Annotated in this window: 10 protein-coding genes, 1 tRNA gene and 2 pseudogenes; 6 read left to right on the forward strand and 7 right to left on the reverse strand. The window is 70.2% G+C overall.

Going from position 1 to position 19,084, the window contains the following annotated elements:
- Positions 1-346 precede the first annotated feature (346 nt).
- Entirely contained in the window at positions 347-1,489 is a 1,143-nt protein-coding gene (locus ACZ5ON_RS25260) for a serine hydrolase domain-containing protein (protein ID WP_465596942.1), read from the forward strand.
- Positions 1,490-1,665: 176 nt separating this feature from the next.
- Entirely contained in the window at positions 1,666-2,754 is a 1,089-nt protein-coding gene (locus ACZ5ON_RS25265; protein ID WP_465596945.1) for an alpha/beta hydrolase, read from the forward strand.
- Between the two features lie 325 nt (positions 2,755-3,079).
- Here ACZ5ON_RS25265 and ACZ5ON_RS25270 read toward each other — a convergent pair.
- The 4 genes from ACZ5ON_RS25270 to ACZ5ON_RS25285 form a co-directional block, all read right to left on the reverse strand.
- Positions 3,080-3,197, reverse strand: a tRNA-OTHER gene (locus ACZ5ON_RS25270).
- 127 nt (positions 3,198-3,324) lie between these two features.
- Positions 3,325-4,167, reverse strand: coding sequence for a hypothetical protein (locus ACZ5ON_RS25275; protein WP_465596948.1), 843 nt, complete (start codon positions 4,165-4,167; stop codon positions 3,325-3,327).
- Between the two features lie 293 nt (positions 4,168-4,460).
- Positions 4,461-7,892, reverse strand: a complete 3,432-nt coding sequence (locus ACZ5ON_RS25280; RefSeq protein ID WP_465596951.1) for a patatin-like protein — start codon at positions 7,890-7,892, stop codon at positions 4,461-4,463.
- Between the two features lie 307 nt (positions 7,893-8,199).
- Positions 8,200-8,586: a hypothetical protein gene (locus tag ACZ5ON_RS25285; RefSeq protein ID WP_465596954.1), complete on the reverse strand. Its 387-nt coding sequence runs from the start codon at positions 8,584-8,586 to the stop codon at positions 8,200-8,202.
- A gap of 282 nt (positions 8,587-8,868) precedes the next feature.
- Between ACZ5ON_RS25285 and ACZ5ON_RS25290 the strand changes: the two genes are divergently transcribed.
- The 4 genes and pseudogenes from ACZ5ON_RS25290 (at position 8,869) to ACZ5ON_RS25305 (ending at position 10,749) form a co-directional block, all read left to right on the forward strand.
- Positions 8,869-9,360: a YybH family protein gene (locus ACZ5ON_RS25290; RefSeq protein WP_465596957.1), complete on the forward strand. Its 492-nt coding sequence runs from the start codon at positions 8,869-8,871 to the stop codon at positions 9,358-9,360.
- Between the two features lie 211 nt (positions 9,361-9,571).
- A complete protein-coding gene (locus ACZ5ON_RS25295) occupies positions 9,572-10,222 on the forward strand; it encodes a transposase (RefSeq protein ID WP_465596960.1) in 651 nt (216 codons plus the stop codon).
- Positions 10,223-10,232: 10 nt separating this feature from the next.
- Positions 10,233-10,370, forward strand: a pseudogene (locus ACZ5ON_RS25300) (hypothetical protein); the annotation flags it as partial.
- A 43-nt stretch (positions 10,371-10,413) separates the two neighbouring features.
- Positions 10,414-10,749 carry a transposase gene (locus ACZ5ON_RS25305; protein WP_465596963.1) on the forward strand — a complete coding sequence of 112 codons (336 nt, stop codon included), beginning with the start codon at positions 10,414-10,416 and terminating at the stop codon, positions 10,747-10,749.
- Positions 10,750-10,787: 38 nt separating this feature from the next.
- On the opposite strand, the pseudogene ACZ5ON_RS25310 reads toward ACZ5ON_RS25305, so the two are convergent.
- From ACZ5ON_RS25310 to ACZ5ON_RS25320, 3 genes and pseudogenes are all read right to left on the reverse strand, one after another.
- Positions 10,788-11,005, reverse strand: a pseudogene (locus ACZ5ON_RS25310) (integrase); the annotation flags it as partial.
- A 311-nt stretch (positions 11,006-11,316) separates the two neighbouring features.
- Positions 11,317-11,505, reverse strand: a complete 189-nt coding sequence (locus tag ACZ5ON_RS25315) for a hypothetical protein (protein ID WP_465596966.1) — start codon at positions 11,503-11,505, stop codon at positions 11,317-11,319.
- 17 nt (positions 11,506-11,522) lie between these two features.
- Positions 11,523-18,650 (reverse strand): polymorphic toxin-type HINT domain-containing protein, encoded by a 7,128-nt coding sequence (locus ACZ5ON_RS25320; protein ID WP_465596969.1) that lies wholly within the window; start codon positions 18,648-18,650, stop codon positions 11,523-11,525.
- Positions 18,651-19,084 lie beyond the last annotated feature (434 nt).

Consider the following 19,084-nt stretch of genomic DNA (forward strand, 5'->3'; position numbering starts at 1 on the left):
GGCGCGGCGGCGTGCCGGGCTGACTCACCACCTGACACCCCACCGAGCCGGCGCGCAAGGCCGGTGCTTACGGCCGCCGGCGGGCCTTCCGTGACGACCGGTCATAGATGGCCGGTGCCTTGGCCTGTCCGCGGAACCGCACGAGCACCACCATCGGAGCTACCCGGTCCGCGGCACCGGCGTCCGGAGCGACCGGCCTGGAACCGCGGACGCCGCGCACGGTGTGCGGGGCCGCATAACTCCTTGCGGCTCACGAGGCGGATCACATCCGCTGCCGCCCGCTCACCTCCCCGGCGCCGCGTCAACTCACCGCAGTGCCGGGACCATCCATAGATCGAGGAGTCCGATGAAGTCCCTACGTCTGACCGCTGTCGGCGCGACTCTGGTGCTCGCCGCGCTGGCCGGTGCCGGGCCGGCGAACGCGGGCGCGTCGACCGCGGCCGGCATCCTCCAGGTCGGGGCCCAGCAGGGCGTCGCCGACGGATACCCCGGCGTGATCGGCCTGGTGCGCCAGGGCGACACCACCCAGTACGTGCACGCGGGTGTCGGCGACCTCAGCACCAAGGTGCCCGCCGACCCCAAGGCCCGGTTCCGGATCGGCAGCAACACCAAGGCGTTCACCTCCACCGTGCTGCTCCAGTTGGAGGCCGAACAGCGGCTCTCGCTCGACGACACCGTCGGCAAGTGGCTCCCCGGCGCGGTCAACGCCAACGGCTACGACGGGACGAAGATAACGATCCGCCAGTTGCTCAACCAGACCTCCGGCCTGCCCGATTACGCCAAGGACCCCGGCTTCTCCCTGACGTACGCCATCAACGCCAATCCCAACCAGCCCTGGCCGCCGCAGACCCTGGTGAACCTCGCCCTCGCGCAGCACAAGCCCACCTCCGCGCCGGGCCAGCAGTGGAACTACTCCAACACCAACTACGTGCTGGCGGGCATGGTGATCAAGGCCGTCACCGGCAACGACCCGGCCACCGAGGTCCAGCACCGGATCATCGAACCGCTCGGCCTGCACGACACCGGCTTCCCGACCGCCGATCCGGCCCTGTACGGCAACTACCTGCACGGGTACGAGTATCCGGTGGTCGGCATCGTGATCAGGGACGTCACGGCCTCGGACGTCCAGATCTTCGGCCCCGCCGGAGCGATCGTGTCGACCCTGGACGACCTGGCCACCTTCTCCCGGGCGCTGCTGACCGGAAAGCTCCTGCCGCCGGCGCAGGAGGCCGAGCTCAAGACCACCGTCCCGATCGCCGGTGGCAGCACGGCCGGCTACGGGCTGGGCATCTTCCACGAGCAGCTGCCCTGCGGCCAGTGGGTCTGGGGCCACAACGGTGCCGTGCTGGGCTACTTCAGCGACTGGCTGGCCAGCGAGGACGGCACCAAGCAGGTGGTCCGCGCCAACAACGAGTTCCACCTGCTCTCCGGGACGAAGGGCCAGCAGGACACCGGAAACGCCACGGTCAACGCCTTCTGCGCGCTCTGACCCGCTGACCGGACCGCAGCCCTTCGACCCTGCTGGCGGCCCGCCCGGTACTCCGGACGCGGGGCGCACCGGGCGGGCCGCACTGGCACACCGGGCGGCAGCGGAGGACTGACGGCCCGGCCGAGCGGGACCCGCTCCCGCACCGTGAATGTCACCCGCGTTCCGAAAGGACGACCATGAAGTCACTTCTACCCACCTGGCGACTGCACGCGAAAGCAGCCGTCGCCGCCGCGGCGATGTCCCTGGCCGCGCTGCTCGGGGCCGCACCCGCACACGCCGACACGGCCGGCGTTCCGACGTTCGCCGACGGCTTCGGCCTGACCCAGGTCGGCGCCCCCGAGGTGCACTCGAGCACCGACTTCACCATCACCGTGACCACCCGGCAGCTGTCCGGCGAGCACAAGATCCGCGTCTTCCTTCCCCAGGGCTACGGAGCGGACCCCGGCAAGCGGTGGCCGGTGGCGTACTTCCTGCACGGCGGGGGCGGCACCGTGGACGACGCCGCGGCCGCCCCCGCGCTGCACTCGGACTCGATGATCACCGTGGTGCCGGACGGCGGCCTGAAGGGCTGGTACGCCGACTGGGCCATGCAGAACACCACCGTGGGCGCGGCGAACTGGCAGACCTTCCACACCACCCAGGTCGTCCCCTTCATCGATGCCAACCTGCGCACCGTCGCCGACCGGTCCCACCGGGCCGTCGTCGGCCTGTCGATGGGCGGCTACGGCGCACTGCGCTACGCCGAGGTCCGTCCCGACCTGTTCGGCCACACCGCCTCCCTGTCCGGCGGCATCGACTTCGGCATGGCGGCGGTCCGCACGGCCGTCCTGGCCACGGAACTCAACGTCACGGGCGCGTGGTGCGCCGTGAGCACCTCCACCCCTGCGGGTACCGGCCGGTGCACCGGTTACGGGCCCTACGTCGACAGCGACGCGATCTTCGGCTCGCCGTACCCGGTCTTCAACGCGGACCACATCTGGAACGAGGTCAACCCCGCCGCCACCGCCAACCTGGCCAGGCTCGGCGGAACCGACATCACGCTCTACACCGGCAACCAGTGGCCCATCGACCACTTCACGGAGATCGCCTCCAACACCGTCAAGACCCGCCTGGACCAGCTCCGCATCCCCAGCCGCCTGGTCGACTACGGCAACGGCTCGTCGCTCTCCCCCACGTGCGACGGCGGCCACGACTACGGCTGCTGGGCTCCCGCACTCGCCGACTACATCACGCGGCTCCAGGCCGCGTTCACCGCGGCGAGCTGAACCCTCCACCGGCTGACGGCCCTTCGGCATCCGGTCGCCCCCTTGGGCGCCTGGATGCCGAAGGGCCGTCGCGTCCGGGCGGACGGTCCGGTCGAGGAAGGCGTCAGCCCGCCCGCCGGGGGGCGGGCTGCTCCAGCAGGCCCCGGGTTCAGGCCGATCCGTCGTCCCACCGGAACTCCGGGCGGATCCCCCGCTTGATCAAATCCTTTCCGACCATCTGGAGCTGGAACATCGCGGCCACGTTCGGCGGCGCGCCGTTCTTTGATGCCGGAGGGGCGGTCCGCGTGACGGCCCGCGACGCGGCCTGCCCGTCCTGGACGGATGCGGGAGCCGGCGGGATTCGAACCCGCGGACGGGCTCGGAGCAGGTCCGCCCCTCCCCCATCGATCGCCACCCGGGGTTCCTCCGGGTGGCGACCGCAATGGGCCGCTCTGCCACGGCCCGCATCCTGCGGGACTGCGCGATCCCGCTGCGGCGATCGTAGGGAAGCCCGCCGGGACGGCGCCACCGGGTTTGCCGGGAGCGGTACCGAAAGGCCACGGACCGGTCGGGAGCGCCCGGGAGGAGAGATCACTGCAGGATGTTCACCGCGCGGGCGACCACCAGCACCACCGTCAGCAGCGAGATCGTCGACTGCGTCATCATCAGCATCTTGGCCCAGCGCGAGAGCGGCATGGTGTCCGTCGGGCTGAAGGCCGTCGCGTTGGTGTAGGCGACGTACAGATAGTCGAGGAAGCCCGGCTCCCAGGAGGGCGGGGCGATCTCCGGCTGCTGCATCTGCGGGAAGAGCAGGTCCGGGTGGTCCGCGGTGCCGAGAGCGCGGGCGGCCGGACCGCCACGGTCCCACTCCCAGTACCAGAGCCCGAAGGCGATGACGTTGGTCGCCCAGATCGCGCCACCCGTGACCAGCAGCTCGGTCGCGTCGGAGCCGCCGGCCCCGCCCACCAGCTCGCCCACCAGCTTCACCGCCGACCAGCCGTTGGCCAGGCTGATCGCCGCGACCAGACTGAGGCTCACCGCGCGCAGCGCCTGCGTGCTGAAGTCGAGCCGGCGGTGGGGGTGCATCACCACCAGGGCGCAGAGCAGGCCCAACTCCAGCGCCGGCAGCATCCAGCCCGGATGGATCGTCAACCGGGCGGGCAGGACGAGTTGCAGGCCCACCGCCACCAGGATCGCGACCGTCACCGCCCAGCGCTGCTCCGCCTCGGTCGCGGTGCGCCAGGCGGGACGGACGGCCGGCGAGGCGCCGGCCGGCGGGGCGGCGGTGGTGGTGGAGATCAGCGCTTCGAGCCGGTCGAGGCGCTGGTGGAGCGCGGCGGCGAGCTCGGGGGTGGCGCCGGGTGCGGCGGGCCTGCCTGGCCCGGCGGGCTGCTCGGCGTCATCATGCTGTTCGTTCGCGGGACTGGGACTCATGGCGATCATTGTGGAGTGTCCGCCCGGCCTCCGGGAGGCCCGGCCGATTCCGGATCGCGGGACGGGCGTCAGCCGCTTCGGGGACGGGACTCGCGGCCTGTCGGCAGATCCGTCCGGCTTCGATCGGCAATCCCCGTTGAACAGCGGGGGTTGACACACGAGCACCTGGCCGAAAGGACTGACGTTCGACCAACTCCCTCCGGCGGTGCGGTGGGCGGACGAATCACCGCTCGGTACCGGTGCGGGCACGGTAGTTGGGGTCCTCCTGCCCCGGGCCGTCGAATGCCGGCCGGTCACGGCCGTCGTACGCCGTCCTCCGGCTCCGGTTTCCCCCGTACCCGGGTCGTCCGGGCCTCCCGTTGGGACCGGGCCACCCACCATCCGGCCAGGACGACGAGCGCGCCCACCCCGATCCTGATCAGCACGCTCTCCGCGTCCGCCGGTGAGCGGTGCACCCATTCCCAGGTGAGATAGCCCAGCGCGGCGGCGACGAGCACGGCGAGGACCGCGAGACGCCGTCCCACCCCGCGGGCTCCCCTGGTAAGCAACGCCGCCGCGGAGGACCCGGAGAGCAGCAGGAGCACACCGGCGAGCGTGAAGGCCATCGGCAGACCGGGCACGAAGAGGGCGCACGCGAGGAGTACCCCGCCGGCGGCGACGGCGAGTTCCACCGCCCGGGTGCCGAAGCGGCTCCGGCGGGTGAGGAAGGAGACCATGCCCCAGACGGCCAGGGTGTAGCCGCGGAAGGCGGCGAGGACCATGCCGACCGACTTGGTCCCGTGCGGGCCCGGGGCGTGCGCGGTGGCCTGCCGGGGCTTGAACGCGGTCACGGTGTTGGCGGCGGCCGCCGCCGCGTGGGCGACCGTACGGGCGAAGGTGTCGCTGCCCATGTCGCCCGGGATCCGCTCGCGCCCGATCGCGTCGGCGGCCCGCCACAGGTACCAGAGGTCGTCCGTCCGGAGCGCGCCGCCGGTGTCCTTCCGCTTGGCGTCGTAGCAGTCCAGCCAGATCCGGCTGGCCTCGCTGCGGTCGTCCGGGGCCTCGCCGCGGATCGAGTCCGCCAGCGCGCCGATCTCCTCCCGGAGGATCGAGGTCCGTACCGATCTGCTGACCGCCCGGACGCAGGCCTCCAGCCCGGCCGCGTCGACCGCGGCCGTACCCGGCACCGTGGCACCGCCCGGGCCCGGCCGAGCAGTGTCGCTGTCGGCGCCGCCCCGCGCCTGCCCGGCGGAGGCGGAGACGGTCGGAACGACCGAAGCGGTCCGAACCGATGCGTCAGCCGTATCCGGTGCGTCAGGTACCTCCGCTGCGTCAGGCCCGTCCGCCACCTCCCGGGGAATGACCGTGACGACGCTCTCGATGAAGCGCCGGCACTCCTCCTCGTCCTCCAGTTCCCAGCGCTCCGCGAGCCAGTCGCGGTCGACGGCACCCTGCGGGCCGGTGGCGACGGCGCACTCCCGGACGAGGCCGAGCAGCTCTTCCGCGCGCCGCCGCCGCAGCTCGGCGCTCAGCTCGGGCGAGGCCGGCCCGCCGTCCGCCAGCACAGCACCGCACTGCCGTAGCCGGTCGGGTGAGAGCAGCATCCGCACGATGTGCGCCGCGCCGTCCATCCGCCCGTGCAGCCAGTCGTTGACCCGCCAGGACGGGCGGTAGAACGCGCCGAAGTGGTGGAGCTGCACGCCGGTCAGCAGATCCGGGGTGGTCGACGAGAACTGGATCAGCTCCACCTCCTGTTCGACCTCCTGGCTCGCGCCCGCGAAGGCGAGCTGGACCACGTCGAGCCGGAGCATCCGCCGCAGCAGGTGCGGTTCCGCACCCTCGACGGGTACGGGCCCCGGCCCGAACAGGTAGTCGTGCAGGTCCGCCAGCCGCCGGCTCTCCAGGCGCTGGGACTCGATGGTCCGCCCGATCGCGACCACGTCGGCGATGGCGTCGCGGCACGCCCCCAGGTGCGCGGCCACCTCGCAGGCCTGCTGGTACTGCCACTGCCTGCGTTCACCGCTCCCGCCCTGCGTCCCCGGGCGCACCCAGCCGTCGATGACCTGGTCGAGCCAGCGCGCGAGGGCGTCCGGGGCGGTCACCGAGCCGAGCCCGTCCGGCTCGCGGGCCGGCATGGGCGGGAGGCGGCGCAGCTCGCCGTCCGGCGTCTCCACCTTGCCGCCGGCGGGTGCGCCCGCCCAGTAGGCGTCCAGCGCCCGCCGGTCCCGGCGGATGCCCTCCACCGTGCGGCTCAGTCGGCTGCGGGCCGCGACGATCTCCCGGCGCTGCGCGGATCCCATGGGCGAGAGCAGGACGGCTCGCCGCAGCACGTCGACGGCCACGTCCGCCAGCCGTTCGACCGTGGTGATGCCCCAGTCCCAGTCCGCGCCCGTCCGGGTCAGGGCGACGTCGAAGGGGTCGGCAGGGATGAACGAGTCTTCCTCGCCCCGCTTCCGGTGGAGCAACCCGTGCAGCGTGTCGGCCAGCTCGCGGCGGCTCCAGCCGGGCTGCCCGGGCCGCTGGCCCGCCGCCATGAGTCCCGCGATGATCCGGGCGGCGTTCTCGATCCGGACCTCGACGTATCCCTCCCAGGCCCGGCCGGACAGGTCGTCGGCACCGCCCGTCAGCGCGGCCGCCAGCCGCTCCCTGGCCCGGCGTCGCAGGTTGACCGCCTCGTTGCGGGTCCGGATCTCGGTGAGCTCCCGAGACACCGAGTCGGTCGAGCGCAGCCGGGTGAGCACGCCGAGCAGCGCGTCCCGGGCGTGCGGGAGGTTCGCCGGTGACGGCACCTCGGTGGGCAGGGTGGTGGCCTCGGCCGGGTCGGGCACCACGTACGCGAGCACCCGGCGCACCTGTACACCCGCGGGCTGCCGGTAGACCGCCTCCAGTGCCGGGCGGATCGGCTTGTTGAGCAGTACCCCGCCGTCGAGCACGTACTGCGACTGCCCGAAGTCGGCGCCGCCGGCGGTGGAGGGCCACGGTCCGCCGCCGGGAGCTGGCGGGCCCGTCACCTCGACCCAGTGCGGCTCGAACGCCCCGGGGAAGGAGGAGGTGCACCGGGCCGCGCTGGCCAACTGGTCCACGACCGCGTCCTGCGTCAGGTCGCCGAGGGCGCCGGTGCCGTCGGCGGGACTGGCGAACCTGAAGGTCGCGTCGTGGTCCACCTCGGTGATCCCGGTTCCCATGTCGTCGGTGAACGAGGTGGTCCGCCCCTCCCAGAGGGTGCCGGTGAGGATGAGCTCCACCGGGTGTTCCGCGGCGCGCCGGGCCGGTCCGCCGGCCCCTGCGGGCGGCGGGGAGGCGAGGACCTGCCGCAGCGCACCGGTGAGCGCCGGCAGGAAGTACTCGTCCCCCATGAGCAGGGACGGCGGGTTCTTCCGGAGCGGGCTGCGCAGCAGCTGCTCCAGGCTGCCGTCGGTGCGCCACAGGTCCCGCATGCCGGTGAGGTCCCGGTTGCGCGCGAGCCCGAGGGCGAGGAACGCGCCGTTGATGCCGCCCGCGGAGGTGCCGGCGACGACGTCCACCCGTGCGTCGGACTGCAGCAGTTCGAGGAGCGGGCGATAGGCCGTCAGGTTCCAGCGGCGGACCATCGCCAGGTGGTGGAGTTCCAGCGTCACGCCGCTCATCCACACGGCCAGGCTCACTCCCCCGTTCAGCACCACGGCCAGGCGGATCTCCTGGCGGTCGAAGTCCGCGTCATCGGCCGCGCCGCCCACCGGATCAGCGCTCTCATCCGCCGTGTCCACCACACCATCTCCATCGGTTCGCCCCTCGGACCTGCTGTTGGCAGTGTCGGCCAGGGCCGGCGGGGCTGCCGCTCAAGCAAGCATTCGGCCCCTTCCCACAGCGGCTCGCCGCGCTCGACCACCGTCCGCCCACGCAGTCCACGCCCCAGGCGTACGCGGACTTCATCCGGGCCCGCCTCCAGGGCGTCCCGATCCACGGGGACCAGGACCCCGCCCGGGGAGGCTGACGAGCCATCCTGTGACCGCCCGGCCTGCGCTCGCCCCGACCGGGCGGTCGGACTTCACCGTGGGAGCCGGACCTTCGAAGTCAGCTGCCACCGCTGCCCGGGCACCCGCTGACCGGGCTGCACTGGAGGATCACCTGGTAGGCGTGGCTCTCGACCCTCTTGCCACCGGCGCTCGTGGTGGTCCTCACGAACCGCCACTGGGAGGGCTTGGTGTGCTTGGTCGTGCCCGCCTTCTCGACCTGGACGTTCAGCGTGCGTGCGGCCAGGTCATGGGTCTCGACCAGGACTTCGCCGTCACCCACGGGGAAGTGGTCGTGCAGCAGGACCAGGCCGAAGCGGTCGAGGTTACCGTGCTTCTCCAGCACCGCCACGAGATCGCTCACGAACTGGCTGTCCCGCGGCCCCAGACCTTCGGCCTCCTCGAATCGAGGAAGGGCCCGCTCGGTAGTGGTCGTCCGGTTTCCCATCGACGTGCTCCTCATCATCGGCATCATCAGCTGAGTGGCACTTGGCAGGCTAAGTTGGCCGACATACGCCCGCAATCCAGGGCACATCCCTTCGCACCCCGTCGAACGGGACGGCCGCACACCACCCGGAGCGGGCCGGGGCGGCCTGCGACGCCCTCGCCCCACCGGGGAGAACGCCCCGGACCGCCGGGCTCGGGAATCCACGCCAACGGCCTTACCCCTACTGCCCGGTGAGGGAAGGCATCGGGAATCGTCCGGCCGGCAACCGGTGTTGGGACCATCATGATCGAGAAAACCGACATCTCCTTCGGCCCGGACTCCCGCAACCGGCTCTCCGAGACTGCCGATCCGTCAGCCGAGGGCGCCGAGGCGGCGCTTGAGTCGTTCTACTACGCGTTGAACAACCGGGACATCGGCGCACTCCGCGCCGACTGGTCCACGCACCCGCTCGCCCAGCTCAACAACCCGCTCGGCGGCATCCTTCGCGGCGGGGACGCCATCGCCGAGCTCTACGCGAAGGTCTTCGACGGCCCCGTCCGCGTCCTGGTCACCTTCGGCGACGTGGTCGCCTACCTGGGCGAACAGCACGCGGTCTTCGCCGGCCGGGAGACCGGCAGCTACACCACCGCCGACGGCACGACCGTCCCGCTGGCGATCCGCACCAGCCGCTACTTCCGGTACGAGGACGGGCAGTGGCGCCAGTACCACCACCACGGCAGCATCGACGACCCCGACGCCCTGCGCGCCTACCAGCGGGCCGTCCGGGGCGATTGACATCCTCCCCGGCTGGAGAGCCGGGGGAGTCATCCCGCACCTGCGGTACGGACACCCGTGGGCCGCTGGTCGCCGAGGCGGGTTCCCCGTTCGGCGGGCCGGAGCCTCAGCTTGACTCTGTCGGGGATCTTGGTATTCGGCTGCCTGAGATCATGGTGGTGCGTCAGTCTTGCGGGTGTACGAGGCCCGTGAGACTTACGAGGAGTGAGAGATGTCGGTGCGTCCCCGTCCGGGCGCCGAGGTACCGGCGCTGACCGCGAGGATGGCGCGTGCCAGCAACCCAGGTGGCACGACGGCGATGTGGGTGCGGGACCGCCTCGACGGTCTGTGGAGCGACGAGGACTTCGCCGACTGGTACCCGCGTGATGGGCGTCCTGGGCTGTCGCCCGCCCAGCTGGCCACGGTGAGCGTGCTGCAGTTCCTGCTCGGGCTCTCCGACCGCGACGCCGCCGAGGCCGCGCGCTGCCTGCGCGACGATGACGACGACAGCGGCCTGCCGCCCTCCGCACACCGGATCGTCTCGCCCTACGATCCGACAGCCCGATACGCCCGCCGGGGGCAGGTCACCCGCTGGACGGGATTCCTCGCGCACGTGACCGAGACCTGCTCCAACGACGGCGCCAATGTGATCACGGATGTGGCCACCATGCCGGCCACCAGCGCCGACACCGAAGTCCTGCCCCCGGCATCCACACCCGGCTGGAACACCGGGGACTGCGGCCCGACCAGCACCTGGTCGACGGCGGCTACACCTCCCTGGCCCACCTGGAGCAGGCCGAGCGCGAGCACCGAATCACCGTCGTCGGACCGCTCCCGGGCAACCCCACCCACCAACCCGCCGGGGCGAGGGCTTCGCCCGTGACGACTTCCGCATCGACTTCGACCGCCAGGAGGTCACCTGCCCGCAGGGCCAGGTCAGCAGGGGCTGGCACGGCCCCTACCCGACATCCTCGCCGACCGCCGCCCCGCTCATCGTGGCCCGCTTCACCAAGAGCCAATGCCAGCCCTGCCCGATCCGGGCCAAGTGCACCACCTCCCGCGACGCCGCCCGCAATGTGGGCTTCCCCCCCGCGCGAGCTGCACGAACTGCAGATACGCAGCCGTGCCGAGCAGCAGGAACCGGCCTGGCACAAGCGCTACGCGGTGCGGTCCGGCATCGAGGGCACGATCTGCGAGTTCGCCCACGGCCACGGCATGCGCCACTGCCGATACCGCGGCCTGGCCAAGGCCCACCTGCAGCACGTACTCACCGCCATCGCCGTCAACATCGAACGCCTCAGCCGACAGCCCCCGGGCGAGAGCACACCCCCACGACCACCGACTGCCTTCCAAAACCACCTCGCCCAGCAAGGTATCCAGCGCCTGCGTTCCTGGCGAGCCGTCAGCTGACGCCGCAGCGACCAAGATCCCCGACAGAGTCAAGGTGAGAGACGCCGTAGTTTGCCCGTGGGGAGGTGGTGGAGCAGGCCGGCGAGTATGGCGCGGTCGGTACGGTGAAGGCGGGCTGGCCGACCTGGCGCTGCAGGACCAGCAGTTGATGCCGGAGAGCGAGGATCTCGATGTCCTTGTCTCTGTCGCTCATCGGCAGGAGTCGCAGCAGCGCGAGGGTGTTGGTCGCGGCGAGGTAGGCCAGACGCAGCAGCATGACAGATCATGATGCCGCTGGTGCCGGTGCAGGTGAAGACGTCGGGTAGCGCCAAGTAGATCCGAAGATCGACGATCAAGGCCGCGACCTGCGCACAGCTCAGCGCTTACCGTCACGCCAGAGCTTGCGCTTCTGGTCGAGTGGCCCCACCGGAATGTATCCGGTGGGGCCACTGGCCAATACCAGACCCCGAACGAGGTCCGTCGCGCCTGGCAGTCGCAATTTTCGCTATTAAACCGCACTGGGCCTTGGTGTAGCCCGGAGCCGTTCAGTCGCGCCGTCGAGAGAACCTCGGAGAAGTCGAGGTGAGTCTACCGGGGACGCCTGGCGTCTTCTTCGTTCCATACCGAGATGATGTGCCCCTCGCCATACTGCTCGATGACGATTGCCCGGGCTTCGCTCGATGACGAAGCCATCAGCCGCAATTGAATTTCCGGCTGGCCGGCGATCCGAATAAAGCCGACGTACTCGCGCTTCGGCTCTCCTGGCTCGGTGTTCATATCATGTCTCCCGTGGCTTACCTGTAAGGATTGAGGCAAATCGCGCTATGGCAGAATGCTCCGATAATAGTCCCGGGGCTTTGCAGGACTCCGCTAATCTCCTCCTGCGACATGGACGGGACATCGTGAATCCTGACGCCAGGAAAGTCCCCAAATCGGTCAACATCATCAGTGTAAAAGCGGTACTCCGGAGTCATGGCACCATTCGCACTGCCATGTGTCCCGGTGAGGATATGGATGTCATCCCCACGCTCAAGAGCGTCGTCCACGATACCGACGAAGTCTTCCTGCGTGATGACTGCGTTTGAGGTAAAAACTCTCCCCCCAGCCGCATTGCTGCCATCTTGCAAGAACCGCGCCCTCGGAAGAGAATTCGCAGGGCCCGGGCCCATATCCCTGTTCCCCGTGGCTGGACCAAGTGTAGCGCCATCGCCACAATTGTGTACGAGGACCGGCGTGGCCCCCGCCAGCACATAGTACGTGTGCAGGTCCGCGACGGTGAGGTTGTAGGCGGTTTGCGGGGCTGTGCGGTAGGACTCGACAGCGATGACCTGGATGGTCGTGCCGTCGGGGCGACGGAGTTGGTCGCCGGGCTTGAGGTCGGCGGCGTTGGTCCAGCGCTGGGTGGTGATGTCCCAGTACGGGTGGTGTGCCGTCGAGGTGATGGTCTGCCGGTCGGCGGGCGGGGCACGAGGCCCGGCGGTCGAGACGGTGAGGTTGGTGAACTCCTTGTCATCCGGGGTCACGATGGTGGCTGTGACCGAGCGGGGCACAGTGGTACCGGTCTGCGGGTCGGTGGCGGTGACTTCATCGCCCAACTGGATGCGGTCGATGGACTTGGTGGAGCCGTCGGCCAGCTGTACCTGGGTACCTGCCGGGAAGCTGTTGCAGTTGCCGCCACCGCTGCTCGGGCGAGCGGCCTTGCTAGCCGCCGTGGCCTCCTTGGCCGCCGGCTGCGCCGCACGGGCGCTCACACCACTGGCGGCCTGCTCGGCCTTCTGTGCGGTCGAAGCCGCCACTGCGGCACCCGCGCCGAGGCTTGCCAGTGCTGCACTGCCGAGGGCCACTGCGCCTTCGGCGGTGGCAGCGGCCGCAGCGCCAATGACGGCGCTCGCCACTCCCGCCTCTGCGCCGGTCGTCGCGGCCACGGCTGCGCCGAATAGCACGGCCCCGCAGGCTCCAACGCTCACGATGATGCAGGCTGCGGCTCCGACGACGACGGCCGTGACGACCATCGCCGCGATGACGGGATGCTCCTTGACGACCTTGACGACGGCGTGTGTGGCGCTTTTGGCCGTGCATTTCAGCCAGCCGGTGAAGCCACCGCATTTGCTCTTCGCGTGGCCACCACCACCCCCTCCGCCTCCGCCACCGCCGCCGGAACCTCCGCCTCCGCCTCCGCCGCCTCCGCCTCCGCCTCCGCCGGAACCGTTGCCGTTGCCACCGGTTGTGGCATGGGCGGTTGGCACACCGCCGCACATGGTGGCCGTCGGGTTGGCGCTGCAGTAGTCGCGGATCTTCGGGTCCCCGTCGGAGATGAGTCCGCTGGGGTCACTGCTGTTGAGGGGGTCGTTGCCGCTGTAGGAGTAGCCGTTCCACTGCTGGGGGTTGAACTCGGCCAGCAGCGGATCGGGGTTGATGAACCGTCCGTGGGCGGGGTCGTACTCGCGGGCGCCGAGGTTGGTGAGGCCGGTGGCGTCGTCCTTGGTGCCTCCGACGAATCCCTTGTCGCCGGCCCAGGTTGAGGCATCCGGCTGGGTGCCGCGCGGGTTGCCGAACGGGTCGGTCGGGTGGCGGGTGAGGGTCTGTGCGGCGTCGGTGCCGATCTGCACGCTGTTGGTGCCGTGCGGATCGGAGGCCTGGTAGACCAGCTTGCCGCCGCCGGTGGCCGCGGTGACCCGGGTGATGGTCAGGCCGCCGGGTGAGGGGTAGTAGCGGACGTCCGACATCGACCCGGACGCCGTGTCGAGGGTGAGCTCGTCACTGCCGAGGTTGACCGTGGTCTTGCCAGGGTCGCGGCGGATCAGCTGGTTGCCGTCGGCATCGTAGAGGTAGGACGTGGACTGCGACTGGCCGCTCTTGGACAGGGAGTCGAGTTTGTCCTCACCGTTCCAGGTCAGGGTCGTGGTCCCCGCCGTGTCCGTGATCCCGGTGGTGTTTCCTGCGACGTCGTACTGGTACGAAGTCACCTTCGTTCCAGCGGCGGACGTGACTGAGGAGGTCAGCAGGGCGTGCGGGCCACCCGTACCGCCGCCCGTATTGGGGGCGCTGGTCGCGGTGTTGGGCCCGCTCCCGAACGTCTGGGTGGTGGTGACGTCCTTGCCGGTGTCGCCTGCGACGTCGTGCTGGACCAGGCTCCTGCGGTTGCCGGTGGCGTCGTAGCCGTAGGTCTGCCAGTACGGGGCGGGGCCGCCGACGCTGGGCTTGGCCGGGGTACCGCTCATGGCCGGGCCGTCGGCGTTGGTGCAGGCGCCGATGCCGGGCACGGACAATGCGGTGCCGGAGCCCTGGACGCTGCCCGAGGTGTCCGTCCACGTGCCGGTGGGCTTGGTCGTGGTGCCGCCGGTGTCGGTCCAGGCGTTGGTGAGCCGGCCGAGGTAGTCGTAGCCGAAGCACTGCCGATCGGTCGCCGATGTGTTCTGCAGATCGGTGACCGAGGTGATCTGGCCGGCCGGGTTGTAGGTGTACCCGGTGTCGTCCACCGAGGTCGGGCTCACCTGGCGGTCCAGGTATGACCGGATCAGGTGGCCGGTGGCCCAGTCGTACTGCTGGGTGGAGACCAGCTGAGTGCCCCAGTCACCCAGGGTGGTCCTGATGGCGTGGCCGAGCGGGTCGTACTGGACCCTCGCTACCAGGCTGCTGATGCCACCAGAGGCGAGGAGCAGGCCGGTGTTGCTGGGGCTGTAGTCGACACCCTCCGCAGGAAGTCCCCCGAGTGCTGGGAAGTCCGTGTGGATCAAGGTGCCCAGGATCGTGGAGTACTGGTTGCTGGTGGTGTAGGTGCCTTGCAGAGCACCCTCGGCTGCCGGGATGGTGGTGCTGGTCGTGAGCGGGCGGTACATGGTGTCGTAGCTGGTGACGGCCTGGGTGTACGCCGAGCCGGAGGCGCCGCCCACATACCTGGTGGACGAAGCGATTTGGCCCTTGGCGCCCGGCACCGTGTCGTACGTCCAGCCGGCGAGCTGGTTGGACGGCGCCGCATCGCCCGCGTACATGCCGGTCTTGCGGCCGAGTACGTCGTAGGTGTAGCTGAGCTTGTTGCCCTTGGCGTCGGTGGTGGAGGCGATCCGCGAGTTGACGTCGTATGCCGTCGTCGTGGTGCCGCTGTCGGGGTCGGTCACCGAGGTCTGACGGCCGCGCAGGTCGAAGAGGTACGACCAGACGTTTCCCGAAGAGTCGGTGCGCTTGTCCGGCTGGCCGGCCGCCGTGTACGAGTAGGAGGTGATGTTCGCGTCGGAGGCGACTCCGGTGGCGGTGGCGGTGCGGTACTGCCACAGCTGGGTGGTACGGCCGCGGGCGTCGGTGATGGTGCTGCTCGGCTGTCCGCCGGGTGGCGGCACCGTGTCGGTCCGGTCCACGCCCGGGTAGGCGGTGGTGGACGTCCATTGCGGCTGGCCGTAGGAGACGAACGCGTCGGAGAGCACCCGACCCTGGCCGTCGTAGGTGACCCAGTCCTGTGCGGGCACCTGCGAGTCCTGCGAGACGAACACCGCCCCGTTCGGCTCGTTGGCGTTGTCGAAGTGCGGCGCGGACTTCTTGACGGGCCAGCCGTGGGAGTCGTAGACGACGTCCGTGATCAGACGGCCGGTGCCCGGGCCGTTCGCCCCGTTGGCCTGGGTCTGCCGCAGCCGCCCGAGGCCGTCGTACAGCTCGTTCTTGATCGAGTAGCTGCCGTCCTCGAGCAGCGACCTCGACGTCACCACCGACGGACCGGTGAGGCCGTTGACGGAGTACGAGAAGGTGTAGTTGGACGGCTGGTTGGTCGGGTTGTCGGCGTTCCAGACCGCGGTGAGACGGCCGAGCCCGTCATACTGCTGGCTGGAGGTGCGGCCGTTGGCGTCGGTCGACACGAGCGGCTGGCTGCGCCCGGGGTCGAAGGTCTGTGAGGTGGCCCAATCGGGCCCCATCGGGCCGGTCAGGGTGACCTTGGTCGGTATCGCGCCGCTGGCGGGGGCGAGATCGGTGGAGGTTACCTTGCCGTCGGGGCCGGCCGAGGTCTTCGGGCGGCCGTAGGCGTCGAACGTCGCCGTGGTCAGCGTGGCGTAGACCGGGTTGCCATCACTGCCGTACGAGTCAACGGCCTGGGTGCTGGTCGGGTCGGCGGTCGCGCCCGCCTGGCCGAACGGCTGTCCGTCGAAGAGGGTCCGGGTGTCCTTCTGAGTGTTGGACGTGTTCGGAGTCGTGCCGCAGGGGCCGGTGACGATCAGCTCGCGTGCGACGAGGGTGAGCATCATCGGGTTGCTGCCGGACGCGTAGCTCTTGCTGGCGCACACCTCGGGCGTGGCGGCGGTGCCGTCGCCCTTGTCGTCCACCTGGACCGCCCGGTTGCCGTGGGCGGGATCGGTGGTCGCGGTCTCACTGGTGGTCTGCCAGGAACCGTCCGCCTTCCGCCCCGAGGAGGTGTCGTCGGTCCGGGTGGAGTCGAAGCGGGCCACCAGGTCGGGCATGCCCCTGGACTGCTTGCGGGTCGCGGTGACCACATCGCCGGACGGGACAGTGGTCTCGGCGGAGACCACGTCACCGCCCGCCTTGTCGTAGTTCTGCTTGCCCAGGACGCTACCGGTGAGCCAGTCGTCGTCGGTCCGGGTGACCGCCGCGGCGCCCGGGTACGGGGTGAAGGACACCGAGACGCTGCGGGTGCTGCCGTCGGCCTTGTGGTCGCCGTTCATACCCCGTAGGTAGGTGCTCACCTGCTGGGTCTTGGGAGCCTCGCCCGGATACGCGTTTCCGGTGGTGGTGGTCACCGTCTGGTAGCCGCGGAACTCGTCCCAGGTACGGGTCTTGTCCTCGGTCAGCTCGGAGTCGTCGCGGTGCCAGGCCGCATCGCCGCCGTAGCCGTAGTCGGTGGACTTGACCAGGCTCGGGCCGGTGACCGTGTCCTGCTCGGTGACCGAGGATACGAGGTACTTGTGGAACCAGTCCGCCACCGGGTCCTTCGCGGACGACCCCGGCAGGTACCACCTCACTGGCATGCAGGCCTTGGTGTTGCCGTCCTCGGAGGACGGCATGGTGTTGTTGACCCGCGAGCACTCGGTCGACCGGTAGTTGACGATGATCCGCCCACCGGTTTCGGTGTCGATCTGCTGCATTCGCGGGCGGTTGAACGCCGGTTCGGCCGGGACCAGGCCGTCCACGCGGTTGGGCAGCATTCGCTCTGTGAAGGTCACCGCGGGCAGCGTCTGGGCGGTCTGCCCGTTACTGCCGGTGCGCTGGATCGAGCTCAGCCACAGCGAGGGCTTCGTCCCGTCACCCGGGTCGGGAAATTTGTACTTGAGGTCCCAGGTGTCGACCGTGGTGTAGGCCGTGCCGGCCAACACCTGGGTCTCGATCTTCGCCAGGCGAAGCGGGGACCAGAAGGTAGGCGAGTAGTTGGTGCAGGCGCCCGTGGCGGCGCAGTTCTCGTCGAGCGGCGTGTCCGGCCAGGACGACTGGTTGGCTGTGGTGCGTTGGGTGGCGGTGCAGGTGATGCTGCCGTTCGGGGTGCACCGCTCGGCGGTGGTGAAGAGCACCTTCGCCGCTGGCTTGGCGCCGCCGTTCGCTGCGACCTGCTCGGGCAGGCGCTGGCCGTAGGCGATCTGGGTCAGTTCGGCGGCCCGGACGTACGCCGTGAGTGTGCCGGTGCCGTTGTTCTGGCCGCCGCCGCGGCTGTAGTAGTTCAGGTCCTGCTGGTAGGTGAAGGTGATCAGGTTCTGGTGCGGGTCCACGACGTAGTCGAGGTTCCAGCGCCAGCCCTCCTGGCACCACGACGCGTTGCCCTTCGAGGCGTCGTAGCAGTCGTCCCCGCTGTTCGGCGAGTAGACCGGCTCGTACTCGACGGAGTTGGCCGCCGGGTCGCTGTTGTTGCCGCCGGGAAGGTGGTTGAGGCCGAAGTAGAACTCCGTGCCGTCGGTGGTGGTGACCTTCCAGTACTCGCCGCCGTGGGCCTCGTTGGCCGCGCCGGTCAGCCGCTCGACCTTCGAACCGTCGTCGCCCTTCAGGTGCCAGGTGCCGGTCGCGTCGTCGCGGACCAGGGTGCCGGAGTGGCCGCCCAGGTCCAGCTTGGCGTTCCAGCCGGCCCAGCACTGGTCACCGGAGCCCGGGATGCCGTTCTTGTCGCAGCCCCGGTAGGTCCGCTCGATGAAGCCCGGCTGGTAGTCCCAGCCCTCGCCGGCCCAGGAGGCCTGCGCGTTGGTCGAGGAGGTCTTGCCGTCGATCGACGAGGAGTCGTAGTTGAGGCTGACCGCGGGTGCCGAACCGCCGAGCGAGGCCGGGGTCTGGATCGGGTACGAGTAGGTGAAGGTACCCATGTTGGTCCCGGCGCCCCAGGCCGCGGACGGGGAGAGCGGGGACGCCGAGTAGCTGCCCATGGCGCCGGACGGCGAGGAGACGGCCGCGAGCACGGCGGCCGACGCCGAGGGCGCCGCAGCAGGCTGGAGGAAGCCGGGCTGGGCCTCGCCGCCCCGACCGGCTGGCGCTGCGAGAGCGCTCTTCCCGGCGCCCGCCGCCTGCCTGCCCGGCAGAGTCACTTCGGCGGTGAGCACTCCGGTGCTCGGGTCGAGGGAGGACGCGACCGGGGTCCTCGTGCGGCACGCATCAAGCTGGGGTGTCGTCAACGCACAGGCGGGCAGCGCCACCAGGCGGGCGCGATCCGACCATCCTTCGCCCTGAAGGGATTTGACGTCGACCGAGACCGTGACGCTGTGCACCGTGTCCGAGGCAGGGGCCGTATCGGTCAGGGCGACCACGGGGCCGCTGACTCCGGCGGCTTCGCCCTTGCTTCGGTCGGTGACCTCGACCCGTACCTGCCGTGCCGACTGGCCGGCCTTCTTGCCCGGGGCAAGCGCGATCGGCAGCTGCCCGGCCTGGGAGAGCGGTTGGCCACCTGCCCGGTCGGCCTGACCAGCGAGACTCCGGTGGGTGGCACCCGGATCGGCGCCGATCGCCACCGTGGCGGAACCGACCGCCTCACGGTGCGCCGATGGCTTCCAGTCAGCTGGAACAGGGAACTTGGGCGGGCTGAGTTTGCCTACAGTGAGGTTCTTGCCCGAAAGAGGCTTTTCCCCCTTGCCGAGGGGTGCATTCGGCGGGGTCCATACTTTGCCGTGGGGGCGGCGGGCTGCCAGTGCCTCGGCGGACGGTGCCGCCAGGAGGGACATCAAGACCGCCAGCAGACTTATCAGACTCAGCCAGCGAGGCCGACTGCGCAGCCATCGCCCGACTGGTCCTTGAGCGCGTGTGGCTCTCAAAGGTCAACTCCGGGTACAAATCAGCCCAATGAGTGGGCTTGTCGACATGGAGATCCGAAGATCAGTCAGACCTTAGAAGCCCGCGGAACCAATCTGTCCGTCCACGGACATAGATGATCCTTGATTTGCCTATT

It is taken from the genome of Kitasatospora sp. NPDC032150 (assembly GCF_055579945.1).

Excerpts from the sequence above, each read along its gene's own strand:
- ACZ5ON_RS25260 (WP_465596942.1), top strand. The coding sequence starts at position 347 with ATGAAGTCCCTACGTCTGACCGCTGTCGGCGCGACTCTGGTGCTCGCC.
- ACZ5ON_RS25265 (WP_465596945.1), top strand. The coding sequence starts at position 1,666 with ATGAAGTCACTTCTACCCACCTGGCGACTGCACGCGAAAGCAGCCGTC.
- ACZ5ON_RS25275 (WP_465596948.1), bottom strand. The coding sequence starts at position 4,167 with ATGAGTCCCAGTCCCGCGAACGAACAGCATGATGACGCCGAGCAGCCC.
- ACZ5ON_RS25285 (WP_465596954.1), bottom strand. The coding sequence starts at position 8,586 with ATGGGAAACCGGACGACCACTACCGAGCGGGCCCTTCCTCGATTCGAG.
- ACZ5ON_RS25290 (WP_465596957.1), top strand. The coding sequence starts at position 8,869 with ATGATCGAGAAAACCGACATCTCCTTCGGCCCGGACTCCCGCAACCGG.
- ACZ5ON_RS25295 (WP_465596960.1), top strand. The coding sequence starts at position 9,572 with ATGTCGGTGCGTCCCCGTCCGGGCGCCGAGGTACCGGCGCTGACCGCG.
- ACZ5ON_RS25305 (WP_465596963.1), top strand. The coding sequence starts at position 10,414 with ATGTGGGCTTCCCCCCCGCGCGAGCTGCACGAACTGCAGATACGCAGC.
- ACZ5ON_RS25315 (WP_465596966.1), bottom strand. The coding sequence starts at position 11,505 with ATGAACACCGAGCCAGGAGAGCCGAAGCGCGAGTACGTCGGCTTTATT.